We start from the raw sequence: 13,774 nt of genomic DNA on the forward strand, positions 1-13,774 counted from the left end.
TTGGTGCCCGTTGAAGGGAGTTGGCGCACCGGGCTTCTGGCGGCTCGGTTAATTTAGGTTAACATATTAGCACAATAATCTATTTCCACCAGCAACAAACCATAAAAAAACCGCTTCCGAAGAAGCGGTTTTTTGCATAGCAGCAACAAAGGCCGGCGTCTTACATCATGCCGCCCATACCACCCATGCCGCCCATACCACCCATGTCCGGCATGGCCGGTTTGTCTTCCGGGATTTCGGCAATCATGGCATCGGTGGTGAGCATCAAGCCGGCGATGGAAGCGGCGTGTTGCAGTGCGGTACGGGTCACTTTGGCCGGGTCCAGCACGCCCATTTCAATCATATCGCCGTATTCGCCGGTGCCGGCGTTAAAGCCGTAGTTGCCTTGGCCGTTGAGCACATTGTTGACCACCACGCTGGGCTCATCGCCCGCGTTTTGCACGATTTGGCGCAAGGGTGCTTCTACGGCTTTGAGCACGATTTGCACACCGGCGTCTTGGTCGGCATTGGCGCCTTTGAGCTCTTTGATGGCAGAGCGTGCACGCAGCAAGGCCACGCCGCCGCCGGCCACCACGCCTTCTTCAACCGCTGCACGGGTAGCGTGCAGGGCGTCGTCTACGCGGTCTTTCTTCTCTTTCATTTCCACTTCGGTGGCCGCGCCCACTTTAATCACCGCTACGCCGCCGGCCAGTTTGGCCACGCGCTCTTGCAGTTTTTCTTTGTCGTAGTCGCTGGTGGCGGTTTCGATTTGCTGGCGGATTTCTTTTACGCGCGCATCCACTGCCTCTTTGTTGCCCAAGCCATCAATAATGGTGGTGTTTTCTTTGCCCACTTCAATGCGTTTGGCTTGACCCAAATCTTCCAAAGTGGCTTTTTCCAACGACAAGCCCACTTCTTCCGCAATCACAGTGCCGCCGGTGAGGATGGCAATGTCTTGCAGCATGGCTTGGCGGCGGTCGCCAAAGCCCGGGGCTTTCACGGCCACGGTTTTCAGAATGCCGCGGATGTTGTTTACCACCAAAGTGGCCAAGGCTTCGCCTTCCACGTCTTCAGCAATAATCAGCAGCGGGCGGCTGGTTTTGGCCACTTGCTCCAACACCGGCAGCAAATCACGGATATTGCTGATTTTTTTGTCAAACAACAACACAAACGGGCTATCCAAACCGGCAATTTGTTTTTCCATATCGGTAACAAAGTAGGGAGACAAATAGCCGCGGTCAAACTGCATGCCTTTTACCACTTCTACTTCGTTTTCCAGCGATTTGCCGTCTTCCACGGTAATCACGCCTTCTTTGCCCACTTCGTTCATGGCTTTGGCGATGATTTCACCGATGGATTCGTCGGAGTTGGCGGAAATAGAGGCTACCTGAGCGATTTCTTTGGATTTTTCCGGCACAGCTTTGGCAATGTTTTTCAGCTCGGCCACCACGGCAATCACCGCTTTGTCGATGCCGCGCTTCAAGTCCATCGGGTTCATGCCCGCAGCCACGTATTTCATGCCTTCGGCCACAATGGCTTGTGCCAATACGGTGGCGGTGGTGGTGCCGTCGCCGGCCACATCAGAAGTTTTAGACGCCACTTCTTTCACCATTTGCGCGCCCATATTTTCAAATTTGTCTTTCAATTCGATTTCTTTAGCCACAGACACGCCGTCTTTGGTGATGTGCGGGCCGCCGAAAGCGCGATCCAGCACCACATTGCGGCCTTTGGGGCCCAAGGTAACTTTAACCGCATCGGCCAATACATTAACGCCAGTTACCATTTTGGCGCGGGCTTCGTTGCCGAATTTCACATCTTTTGCTGCCATGTTGTTGCTCCTAATTCATTAAATATAAATATTAAATGCAAGAAATATTTTTTAGGCTGCCTGAAATATTTTCCTTTTCAGGCAGCATTAAACCAGCGCGCTTATTCCACAATGCCGAAGATGTCTTCTTCACGCATTACCAACAGCTCTTCGCCGTCTACTTTCACAGTTTGGCCGCTGTATTTGCCGAAAATGATTTTGTCGCCTTTTTTCACGTCTAGCTTTTGGCGGTCGCCGTTTTTCAACAGTTTGCCCGCACCCACGGCAATCACTTCACCCATATCGGGCTTTTCCGCAGCCGCACCCGGCAACACAATGCCCGAAGCGGTTTTTTCTTCCGCTTCCAAACGTTTAACCACCACACGGTCATTCAAAGGACGAATAGCCATAGTTTAATCTCCAGTTGTTGTGCACATGCACCAGACAATGTCAAATAAATACCTGTTTTATCAAAACTTCTGCCTAAAACAGGATAGGGAAACTGCTTATCGCGGCTAAAAGTAGGGGTGAATGCGGGCAATTCAAGGGCTGCCTGAAAAAAATTTGCGATTACTTTGTTAACAACAAGCCCGTTTCGCGCCAAGCAAGCTAGCCGCAGCAGTTTTTATTTATTTCAATATATCTGGGATAATGCCCTCTTTTAAGCCGCTCACCCCAGCCCATCATGCCCCAGCCCGATTTAAACCAAACCCTCAGCAAAGACCGCCATTTTCTGCAACAAGCCCTGCGCAATCCCAAGCGTTTCGGCGGGGCGGAGGTGGTGCAGCAGAAATACCAAAAATCCCACCAAGCCTATTTGCAGCGGCTGGCCAATTTGCCGCAGCCGCATTACGACAACACCTTGCCGGTGCACGAGCGGCGTGAAGACATCAAGCGGGCGATTGCACAAAACCAGGTGGTGATTATCTGCGGCGAAACCGGCTCGGGCAAAACCACGCAATTGCCGAAAATCTGCTTGGAATTGGGGCGCGGGGTGGCGGGGTTGATTGGGCACACGCAGCCGCGCCGTTTGGCCGCGCGCTCGGTGGCCGAGCGCATTGCCGAAGAATTGAACAGCGACATCGGCAGCATTGTGGGCTATAAAGTGCGCTTTAACGACAACACCTCGCGCGATGCCCATATCAAGCTGATGACCGACGGCATTTTACTGGCCGAAACCCAAACCGACCGCTTTCTGAGCGCCTACGACACCATCATCATCGATGAAGCGCACGAGCGCAGCCTGAATATTGATTTTCTTTTAGGCTACCTGAAACAATTGCTGCCGCGCCGCCCCGATTTAAAAGTGATTATTACCTCGGCCACTATTGATGCCGAGCGTTTCAGCCGCCACTTTGCGCCTGCGGGTGTGCCTGCCAAAATCGTTTCAGGTAGCCCTAATCCAGCGAAAAGGCCGTCTGAAAATGCTGTAGGTCGGGTTCTTGAATCCGACAAATCCCGTTCAGACGGCATCAATCCCGTGTCGGATACCGGTATCCAACCCACAACGCTACCTGAAACACCCGCTCAAGGCGCGCCGGTGCTGGAAGTCTCCGGCCGCACTTATCCGGTGGAAATCCGCTACCGCCCGCTGGCCGAAACCGATGAAGACGAAGCCGAAATCGACATGCCCGATGCGATTGTCGACGCCGCCGACGAGCTGGCGCGGCTGGGCAACGGCGATATTTTGGTGTTTCTGCCGGGCGAGCGCGAAATCCGCGAAGCCGCCGAAGCGCTGCGCAAATCGCCGCTGCGGCGCAACGATGAAATCCTGCCGTTGTTTGCGCGTTTGTCTAACGCCGAGCAGCACAAAATTTTCCACCCCGGCGGCGGCAAACGGCGCATTGTGCTGGCCACCAATGTGGCCGAAACCTCGCTCACCGTGCCCGGCATCCGCTATGTGATCGACACCGGCTTGGCGCGGGTGAAGCGCTATTCCGCCCGCGCCAAAGTGGAGCAGCTGCATGTGGAAAACATCTCCCAAGCCGCCGCGCGCCAGCGTGCCGGGCGTTGCGGCCGTGTGGCGGCGGGCGTGTGCATTCGTTTGTATGCGGAAGACGATTTTGCCCAGCGCCCCGAATTTACCGACCCCGAAATCATCCGCAGCAATCTGGCGGCGGTGATTTTGCGCATGGCGGCGCTGAAATTGGGCGATGTGGCCGCGTTTCCGTTTTTAGAAGCGCCCGATGCCCGCTATATTAATGACGGCTTTCAAGTGCTGCTGGAATTGGGCGCGGTAAACGAGCGCAACCAGCTCACCAAAATCGGCGAACACATGGCGCGCCTGCCGGTAGACCCGAAAGTAAGCCGCATGTTGTTGGCGGCACAAAAACACGATTGCATGGCCGAAATGCTGGTGATTGTGGCCGCGCTCTCCATTCAAGACCCGCGCGAACGCCCGCTGGAAGCACGCGAAGCCGCCAACAAAGCGCACGAACGCTTTACCGACAAACAATCCGATTTTCTGGCTTATTTGAATATTTGGGATTCTTTCCAGCGCGAACGCGAGCGCGGCCTGAGCAACAAACAATTGGTGCAATGGTGCCACCAATATTTTCTCTCTCACTTGCGCATGCGCGAATGGCGCGAGCTGCACCAGCAATTGGCGCAGATTGCCATCGAGCTGGGCTTGGTGACCAAAGAAAATGCCTTCAGGCAGCCTCAAGCCACCGCGCAACTGAAGTCGTCTGAACGCAGCGGCGACCAAGATTTATCCGCCAAAATCAAGCAGCAGCAATTGGATAAAAAACAGCACCGCGCCCACATCCGCCAAGCCAAAGAAGCGGGCTACGAGCAAATCCACCGCGCCCTGATTACCGGGCTGGTGGCCAATGTCGGCCTTAAATCGCCCGAAGGCCACGACTATCTGGGCGCGCGCGGCAGCCATTTCCACCTCTTCCCCGCTTCGGCCTTGTTTAAAAGCAAACCCAAATGGGTGATGGCCGCCGAGCTCACCGAAACCACCCGCCTCTACGCCCGCGACGTGGCCAGCATCGAGCCGGAATGGATAGAGCAAGAAGCGCCGCATCTGGTGAAATACCATTATTTCGAGCCGCATTGGTCGCAAAAGCGCGGCGAAGTGGTGGCCAGCGAACGCGTTACCTTCTACGGCCTCACCGTGCTGCCGCGCCGCCCTGTGGCCTACGGCAAAGTGGCGCCCGAAGAAGCGCGCGAGCTGTTTATCCGCGGCGCATTGGTGGCGCAAGAAGCCGATATCCAGGCCGCCTTTTTTGCCCACAACAAAAAGCTGATTAAAGACATCGCCGCGCTGGAACACAAATCGCGCAAACAAGACGTGCTGGTAGACGAAGAAGCCCTGTTTGATTTCTACAATCAAAGGCTGCCTGAAAACTATATGCCGTCTGAAAGCGAAAACAACGTAGGTCGGATGCTTGAATCCGACAAAACCCATGCTACCCATCAAGGCCGTCTGAAAAGCGGAAAACCATCGGATTCAAAAATCCGACCCACACCTAAAACCCCGCAACCCCTAGCCGACCTGCGCACCTTCCAAGCCTGGCTCAAACAAGCCGAGCAAGCGAACCCGCGCCTGCTCTTCCTCAGCCGCGACGACCTCATGCAGCACGCCGCCGCCCACGTTACCGAAGCGCAATTTCCGCCGCACTGGCAAAATGCCGACGGCAAATTCAAGCTCAGCTACCGCTTCGAGCCGCACCACCCGCTGGATGGCGTCACCCTCACCATCCCGCTGCCTGTGCTCAACCGCCTCAATCCCGCCGCGCTCGAATGGCTGGTGCCCGGCATGATACGCGAAAAATTGCAGCTTTTAATCAAAGCCCTGCCCAAGCAAATCCGCCGCATCTGCGTGCCCGTGCCCGACTTTATCACCCGCTTCTTGGCCGGCAATCCCGACCAAAACGCCCCGATTCAGCCGCAGCTTGCCCAAGCCATCGCCAAAAGCGCCGGCGATATGCGCCTGCTCGAACAAATCGACATGGCCGCCTGGCAAGCCTTCAGGCTGCCTGAACACAGCTATTTCAACATCCGCGTGATTGACGACGGCGGCCAAGAGCTGGCCATGGGGCGCAACCTAATCGAGCTGCAAAACCAGCTCGGCCAAGCCGCCGCCGTTACCTTTCGCGACAACAGCAGCGATTTTGAGCGCGACAACCTCACCAATTGGGACATCGGCAAACTGCCCGAAAAAATCCAATTCGCCCGCGGCAAACAGCAGCTCACCGGCTACCTCGGCCTGCAACAGCAAAAAAACGGCAGCATTGCCCTGCGCCTGTTCGACACCCCCGAAGCCGCCGCAGCCGCCCACCGCCAAGGCAGCATCGCCCTTATGGCCTTGCAGCTCAAAGAGCAAGTGAAAGACCTTAACAAAGGCCTGCCCGACTTCACCCCAACCGCCATGCTGCTCAAACACCTAGGCGTAGAAAACCTGCGCGAAGACATCACCGCCGCCGTGCTCGACCGTGCCCTCATGGGCGAAGACACCCCGCCGCGCGACGAAAAAGCCTTTAAAGAACAAATCAAACGCGCCCGCAGCCGCCTGCCCGCCGTAAAAGAAGCCCTCAACCGCTACCTGCTCGCCACCGCGCAAGCCTATAGCGAACTCAACAGCAAAATCGGCCGCCACCCGCTCGCCCACACCCTGCGCCACCAACTCGAAGCCCTGATTTACCCCGGCTTCGCCCACACCACCCCTTGGCAACAATGGCCGCGCCTGCCCATCTACCTGCAAGCCATGCAAAAACGCATGGAAAAATACAGCCCCAACCCCGCTCGCGACCAAGCCCGCGAAGCCGACGTACAAGAACTGCTGGCGATGTGGCAGGAAAAAGTAGATGCCTTGCTAAAACAAAACCAACCCCCTTCAGACGGCCTGATGGGGTTTAGATGGCAGATTGAAGAATTAAGGGTGTCGCTGTTTGCGCAGGAGTTGAAAACACCGATGCCGGTGTCGCTAAAGAGGTTGATGAAGGAATGGGAGAAAATTGAGAGATAAAAAGATAAGTTTTGATACAATATCTTATTCAACGGAGAGCCTTATGATGGATACACAAATAGCGCAAGCAAGCAAGCAAGCAAGCAAGCAAGCAAGCAAGCAAGCAAGCAAGCAAGCAAGCAAGCAAGCAAGCAAGCAAGCAAGCAAGCAAGCAAGCAAGCAAGCAAGCAAGCAAGCAAGCAAGCAAGCAAATTATATCTAACTACATCTGATTTTTTCAGTTGTTTCGACTTAACCCTCTGCGAACAAGGGGGTTGAAATGTCGGGCAACACTTCCCTCCACGCCGCCAGCCGTGCCAAAAACGATGAATTTTATACCCAGCTCGATGATATAGAAAAAGAGCTGCGGCATTACAAACATCATTTCAAAGACAAGACCGTTTATTGCAATTGCGATGACCCGCGAGTCAGTAATTTCTTTCATTATTTTTCATATCAGTTTGAAACACTGGGCTTGAAAAAACTGATTGCCACTTGCTACAAAAGTCAGTCAACCGATTTATTCAGTGAAAATAACAGCGAACAAGCAGTTTATTTGGTTTATGAAGGCGACCAAAACGGCAACCGCACTCCTGATTTAAATGAAATAGCAGTCAATCCGCTAAAAGGAGATGGTGATTTCCGAAGCGAAGAATGTATCGAACTTCTGAAACAAGCCGATATTGTCGTGACCAACCCGCCGTTTTCGCTGTTTAGGGAATATGTGGTGCAATTGATGGAATATGGTAAAAAATTTTTGATTATCGGCAATCATAACGCCATTACTTACAAAGAAATATTCCCCTTAATAAAAGAAAATAAATTATGGCTCGGTAATCACGGCGGCGATATGAAATTCAAAGTGCCCGCGCATGACGAACCGCGCCGAACCCGCTACTGGCAGGATGAAACAGGGCAAAAGTGGCGCAGTATGGGCAATACTTATTGGTTTACCAATTTAGACCATGCCAAACGTCATGAGAGCCTGATTTTATATAAAAGCTACACGCCCGAAGAATATCCGCATTACGATAATTACAATGCTATTGAAGTGAGCAAAGTGGCAGAAATTCCTTGTGATTTTGATGGCGTGATGGGAGTCCCGATTACTTTTTTGGATAAATATAATCCCGATCAATTTGAGATTATTGGAATGGGTGAGGATAACGGAACCGGACACTCTGGTGGTGTATGGCTCGGAGGGTCAAAATCCTGCCTAGTTTCTGAAAAAGCAAAATTTAAAAGAATTTTTATTGCAAAAACTAAATCCACTTTGAAGGCTGAATGATGAAAATCCAACTCAAACAAATCACCATACGGGAATTGGTTGCAGATTATCAAGACAGCCAAGAAACCGGGGTTCGTGCTTATGGCGGAAAGCTGGATGTGCGCCCGCCTTATCAGCGTGAATTTGTTTATAAAGACAAACAGCGTGATGCGGTGATTGAAACCGTGCGGCAAGGTTTTCCGCTGAACGTGATGTATTGGGCGGTGCGCGATGACGGCACATTTGAAGTGATTGACGGGCAGCAGCGTACCATTTCACTGTGCCAATACGTGAATGGTGATTTTTCTTATCTGATGCGCTATTTCCACAATATGCAGCCTGATGAAAAAAACGCTATTTTGGATTATGAGCTGATGGTGTATGTGTGTGAGGGCGGACCCAGTGAAAAATTAAAATGGTTTGAAACGATTAATATTGCGGGCGAAAAACTGACTGCGCAAGAATTAAGAAATGCTGTTTATGCCGGCACTTGGCTGGCGGATGCCAAAAGATATTTCAGTAAAAACGGCTGCGCCGCTTATCAAATCGGTCAAGATTATGTTTCAGGTAGCCCTATTCGCCAAGATTTTTTGGAAACAGCATTAAGTTGGATTTCAGACGGCTCAATTGAAGCCTATATGGCGAAACATCAAAATGATGCTGATGCTTTGGAGCTTTGGCAATATTTTCAATCTGTCATCACTTGGATTAACGCGAAATTCCACGTTAAACGCAAAAAATTTATGAAAGGTGTGGCTTGGGGCAATCTTTATAACCGATTTAAAACCGAAATGCTGGATAAAGATGTATTGGAAACCGAAATCGCTGCTTTAATGGCTGATGATGAAGTGATAAATAAAAAAGGCATTTATTTTTATGTGCTGACACGTGAAGAAAAGCATCTGAATATACGTGCTTTTTCAGACAGCATGAAGCAAAAACTATTTGAAAAACAAAAAGGTGTTTGCCCAATGTGTAAAGAAACCTTTGCCATCGAACAAATGGAAGCCGACCACATCACACCGTGGAGTGAAGGCGGCAAAACCACCGAAGAAAACGGCCAAATGCTGTGTAAAAACTGTAACCGCAGAAAATCGGATAAATAAAAAGTCCGCGTAGGTACGGTTAGCTGCCGCAAGCGACGTAGCCGTACGCATGAAGTCTTAATGCCGTCTGAATAATCTCTTTCAGACGGCATTGTTTTTACAAATTTGTATGTTTCCCGCACTACATCCGTACGGTTACGGCATGCCGCCTAACCGTACCTACGCCCTATCTTGCAAACAGGTATAGCGAAAAATGACGACTACAATGGCTCCAAACATGCCCAGCGCGGCGGCGGGCTAAGGGCAAAGTCAAAGGTCAGGTTGGGTGCTGGGCTGTAGTCGGCCTTGCCAAAGGCGCCCACTTCCACCCACAAGGGCTTTTTATCCGGCAAGGTTAGCTGATAGATTTGGGCAGACATATACTCGGCATCTTCACTGTTGCGTGGGCACTCGCCGTGGGTTTGCACGATTTTTGTGCCTTCAGGCAGCCATTGTTGCAGCAGCGGCCGGTAATCGCTGGCAATCAGGCTGTCGCCATCGCGCAGATACACCATCCAATACATGCCATACATGTTCTGCTGATCGCCGCCCACCGTAATGTCGGCTTCTTTGGCCCAAGCCAGTGGTTTGAGGGTGCCGTCACGATAATAAGCGCCTTGGCTCGGGTGGCCTGCCGCATCGTGCCACAGCACTTTTTTGCCCCACTCTAAAGCCGATAGGTGCACATGGCGCACATGCCATTGCGCCCAAGGTGAGCCGGCTTCAGCGGCGCCGGCTGTTTGTGCCAAGCTAAGCACCGAATCGCTCAAAGCCTCTCTTAAAGCCGCGTCATGCAGGCTGCTGCGAAACGGCATGTTTTGTGCTTCGACCTTTGGGATGAACAGCCCACTGCCGATAAAAATCACTACCGTAACAAAAGCAGCTTTTAGAGAATGAAGAACAAGCTTACTCATGGTTCCACCTTATTTAAATGAGGCTCAAAACAACGGTATTGCATCAGTTTGCCTGAATCAAAATATCGGCTGTATAACTCAGCGCCATCCTGGAAAGTATTATCAATAACAGGAGCAACATCAATGATTTCCAGCACCCTATTACTCATAGCATAGCCATCAATATTGATAAACTCATACGGCACTTTTTTCAAAGCCTCTGCTTTTTCCCAAGCATGTTGTTCACTTTCCGCCACAAACAACACAAATCGTTCCTCAATATCGGTAGGGCGAGGATCATCTCCCTTGGTTTGACACAAACAAACACAAATGTAATGCGCTAATCTTTTATTCATATTCATACGAACAACGCTCCTATTGTGTTGCAAAAAACAGTTTGGAATGAGTTAACCCAAATTAAAAACTTTAAGTTATACACTCTAATGATGAAAGTGCCCATTTACAAACTATTTTGTTCAGGCTGCCTGAAACGTATAACCCGTGCAGCTTTTCCCTTGGCGCAGCCGAACGGAACGTGGTTTTGGCGGAAACAAGGGCGGTCCGGAGCGAAGCGACTCGCGAGCACCGCCAAAAGCATGTGCAGTGAGGGAAGTTTGGCGTAGCCAAACCTGCAACCGGGGTCGCCTTTTTTTACTTACTTTTTTTGGCGAAGCAAAAAAAGTAAGTGGCCGAACGGCCATGAAGTGCAAAGTAAAACGATATAGAAATATATCAACGCAATGACGATTTTGCATTTCAGGCAGCTTTGATAAGCATGTGCGTATCTTTAGTTAAAAACGTATTCCATAATTTAGAGCTTATTCTCTTTGCCGATAACTAACACAACTATTCATCCTATCCAGCAACATCACCGCGCCACAAAATAATCCACCTTCACCACCGAAGCCAGCTCCAGCCGCCAAAACACCGCCTGCACTTCATAAACCGCCGGTTCAGGCAGCAAGTCTAAATCAAAAATCCTTAGCCAGCTTTTTTGCTTTTCCCGCGCCAATGCTGCGGGTGGCAATCGGGTTTGCAAGCTTTCGTGGTATTCGTATTCTTCATCGCCTAACGAGAAGAAATGGTTGTTTAACACGGCATGCCAGCCGTCGAAGCTGCTGAGCAATACCTGCGCTTGTGGCAGCATAAATTCAATGCACACACCCGGCTGGCCTTTTTCCAGATGGTCGCGTTTTCTTAAATCGGGTTTGGGCTGTCTGCTGCCATGCGCCCGACACCATGCCCACAAAGGAAAATCCACCCCGGCGGGTGTCGGGGTTTTTTCGGCCAACTGCTGCGCCATCCACCGATAAGCCGCTGCTCTTTCAGGTAGCACATAGCGGCTGTCGGCGCTATAAAAACCTTGTTGTTGCAACAGCGCATAATCGCTAGCCGGGCGCACAGTCCATAGTTTGATTAGCATCGGCGTTTATCCCTTTAATCATGATACAAGCTGCGTGGGTGCGCTTGATAAGCGTAGCCGGGCGATGCTTATTTCCGCAACAAGCGCAAGCCATTGCCCACCACCAATAAGCTGGCGCCAACATCGGCAAACACGGCCATCCACATGGTGCCGAGTCCGGCAATGGTGAGGGCAAGGAAGACGGCTTTGATGGCCAGCGCCAACACGATGTTTTGCACCAACACCGCATGGGTGGCTTGGGATAGGCGCACGAAGGCGGGGATTTTGCGCAAGTCGTCGTCCATCAGCGCCACATCGGCGGTTTCAATGGCAGTGTCGGTGCCCATGGCGCCCATGGCAAAGCCGATATCCGCGCGCGCTAAGGCAGGCGCATCGTTGATGCCGTCGCCCACCATGCCTACCGCGCCTTCGGCAGCCAGCTTTTCCACCGCGGCCAGTTTGTCTTGCGGCAGCTGGTCGCCATAAGCGCGGTCTATGCCGACTTGGGCGGCGATGGCGGCGGCGGTGTGCGGGTTGTCGCCGCTGAGCATCACGGTGTTGATGCCCAGTTGGTGCAGTTGCGCAATGGCTTCGCGGCTGCTTTGTTTCATCGTGTCGGCCACGGCAAACAGCGCCAATACTTGCGTTTCATCCGCCAGCAATACCACGGTTTTGCCCTCGCGCTCCAGCGCGGCCAAACAGTTTTCCAACTCGGCGCTGCATAGCCCGCGCTCGTGAATCAAGCGGTGGTTGCCCAACACATAATGGATGTCGTCGATTTCGCCTTGCACGCCACGCCCGGCAAGTGCGGTAAATTCGTGCACCGTTTGTGCGGTGATGCCTTGCTCGGCCGCCGCGCGGGCAATCGCTTGCGAAACAGGGTGATCGGAGCGGGCAGCCAGCGAGCTTGCCAACACTTGCCCGCTTTCAGGCAGCCTATTATTCAGCACTGCAAAATCGGTTTGCACCGGCTTGCCGTGGGTGAGCGTGCCGGTTTTGTCCAGCGCCAGCCATTTCAGCTTGCGGCCTTGCTCCAGATACACGCCGCCCTTCACTAGGATGCCTTTGCGCGCAGCGGCCGCCAGCCCGCTAACAATACTCACCGGGGTGGAAATCACCAGCGCACACGGGCAGGCAATCACCAGCAACACCAGCGCCTTATACACCCATTCGCCCCATGCGCCGTTTAGCAACAAGGGCGGTACCACGGCAATCAGCACAGCCATCAGCAACACGGCGGGCGTGTAAATGCGGGCAAAACGGTCGACAAAGCGCTGAGTCGGCGCTTTCACGCCCTGCGCTTCTTCCACCGCATGGATAATCCGTGCCAAAGTAGAATGGCTGGCGGCGGCGGTAACGCGGTATTCCAGCGAACCGGCTTGGTTGATGGTGCCGGCAAACACGGCATCGCCCACGCTTTTTTCCACCGGCAGGCTCTCGCCGGTAATCGGCGCTTGGTCTACCGTGGAGCGGCCGCGCACGATTTCGCCGTCCAGCCCGAGGCGCTCACCCGGCTTCACCCGCACCATGCTGCCTGCTGCTACGTTGGCCACGGCCATTTCCTGCCAGCTGCCATCGGCTTGCTGCACGGTGGCCGTATCCGGTGCCAGCGACATCAGCCCGGCAATGGCGCTGCGGGCGCGGTCGAGCGAGCGGGCTTCAATCAATTCGGCCAGCGTAAACAACACCATCACCATCGCCGCTTCCGACCAATGGCCAATCATAATGGCACCGGTAACGGCAATGCTCATCAGCGCATTGATATTCAGGCTGCCGCTTTTTATCGACACCCAGCCTTTTTTATACGTGCCCAAGCCGCATAAGGCCACCGCCGCCAGCGCCAGCGCGGCGCTGAGCCACGCCGCATAGCCCAGCCAGCCGGCACTTTCCGACAATAGCGCCGCCACCCCGGCAATCATCAACGGCCACAGCGGCTTTTTGCTTTCTACTGCCTGCGCCGGCTTGCCGCTGCCATCGGCCAATTCCGGCTCAAAGCCGAGCGCGCGCAGTGCCGCCAATATCTGCTCAAGGCTCTGTGGCGTGTGCACCACCGTAAGCACCCGCTGCATTAGGTTGAATTCGAGGCTGCGCACTTGCGCCATTGCATCCAGCTTTTTGCGGATCAGCGCTTCTTCGGTGGGGCAGTCCATCTGCATAATGCGTATGGCGGTTTGAATATGGCCGTCTACCGCCGTTGTTGCCGCCAGCGGGATAAGCGGGGTTGCTGTCGGGTGATTATGGCTGCCGCAGCAAGCGCTTTCGTTTGCGGCAGCTTCGGCGTGCTGATGCGCATGGTTGTGGCCGCAGCTGGCGGCGGTGTCCGGTTTATCTTGGTGTGCGTGTGTTGCAGAATGTGGGGGTTGGCCGCATCGGCTCATGGCGTTTCCTTT

The 13,774-nt window shown here is 53.2% G+C and carries 10 protein-coding genes; 4 read left to right on the plus strand and 6 right to left on the minus strand.

The annotated features are described in order from the left end of the window. Window positions 1-160: 160 nt before the first annotated feature. Both groL and groES read right to left on the minus strand, forming a co-directional pair. The gene (groL, locus tag JQU52_RS13310) at window positions 161-1,807 is read right to left on the minus strand and encodes a chaperonin GroEL (protein ID WP_230338949.1); all 1,647 of its coding nucleotides are present in this window, start codon (window positions 1,805-1,807) and stop codon (window positions 161-163) included. Window positions 1,808-1,908: 101 nt separating this feature from the next. Continuing rightward, window positions 1,909-2,196, minus strand: a complete 288-nt coding sequence (gene groES / locus JQU52_RS13315) for a co-chaperone GroES (protein WP_230338950.1) — start codon at window positions 2,194-2,196, stop codon at window positions 1,909-1,911. A 275-nt stretch (window positions 2,197-2,471) separates the two neighbouring features. Between groES and JQU52_RS13320 the strand changes: the two genes are divergently transcribed. Genes JQU52_RS13320 through JQU52_RS13335 form a run of 4 tightly spaced genes read left to right on the plus strand, consistent with a single transcriptional unit; the run spans window position 2,472 to window position 9,110 of the window. Continuing rightward, window positions 2,472-6,758 (plus strand): DUF3418 domain-containing protein, encoded by a 4,287-nt coding sequence (locus JQU52_RS13320; protein ID WP_230338951.1) that lies wholly within the window; start codon window positions 2,472-2,474, stop codon window positions 6,756-6,758. Between the two features lie 43 nt (window positions 6,759-6,801). After that, window positions 6,802-6,960 (plus strand): hypothetical protein, encoded by a 159-nt coding sequence (locus tag JQU52_RS13325; RefSeq protein ID WP_230338952.1) that lies wholly within the window; start codon window positions 6,802-6,804, stop codon window positions 6,958-6,960. Between the two features lie 57 nt (window positions 6,961-7,017). Continuing rightward, the gene (locus tag JQU52_RS13330) at window positions 7,018-8,025 is read left to right on the plus strand and encodes an adenine-specific methyltransferase EcoRI family protein (RefSeq protein ID WP_230338953.1); all 1,008 of its coding nucleotides are present in this window, start codon (window positions 7,018-7,020) and stop codon (window positions 8,023-8,025) included. After that, entirely contained in the window at window positions 8,025-9,110 is a 1,086-nt protein-coding gene (locus JQU52_RS13335) for a GmrSD restriction endonuclease domain-containing protein (RefSeq protein WP_230340594.1), read from the plus strand. The genes JQU52_RS13330 and JQU52_RS13335 overlap by 1 nt, the downstream gene beginning before the upstream one ends. Before the next feature lie 200 nt (window positions 9,111-9,310). Here JQU52_RS13335 and JQU52_RS13340 read toward each other — a convergent pair whose 3' ends face one another. The 4 genes from JQU52_RS13340 to JQU52_RS13355 form a co-directional block, all read right to left on the minus strand. Then, window positions 9,311-10,003, minus strand: coding sequence for a hypothetical protein (locus JQU52_RS13340; protein ID WP_230338954.1), 693 nt, complete (start codon window positions 10,001-10,003; stop codon window positions 9,311-9,313). Beyond that, complete coding sequence (locus tag JQU52_RS13345; protein ID WP_230338955.1) at window positions 10,000-10,344, minus strand: DUF4288 domain-containing protein; 345 nt, start codon at window positions 10,342-10,344, stop codon at window positions 10,000-10,002. Before JQU52_RS13345 ends, JQU52_RS13340 begins: the two co-directional genes overlap by 4 nt. Before the next feature lie 506 nt (window positions 10,345-10,850). Continuing rightward, a complete protein-coding gene (locus tag JQU52_RS13350) occupies window positions 10,851-11,405 on the minus strand; it encodes a DUF3841 domain-containing protein (RefSeq protein ID WP_230338956.1) in 555 nt (184 codons plus the stop codon). Between the two features lie 68 nt (window positions 11,406-11,473). Then, window positions 11,474-13,762, minus strand: a complete 2,289-nt coding sequence (locus JQU52_RS13355) for a heavy metal translocating P-type ATPase (protein ID WP_230338957.1) — start codon at window positions 13,760-13,762, stop codon at window positions 11,474-11,476. Window positions 13,763-13,774 lie beyond the last annotated feature (12 nt).

Origin of the sequence: Paralysiella testudinis, assembly GCF_016894345.1 — a bacterium.
Lineage (GTDB): Bacteria > Pseudomonadota > Gammaproteobacteria > Burkholderiales > Neisseriaceae > Paralysiella > Paralysiella testudinis.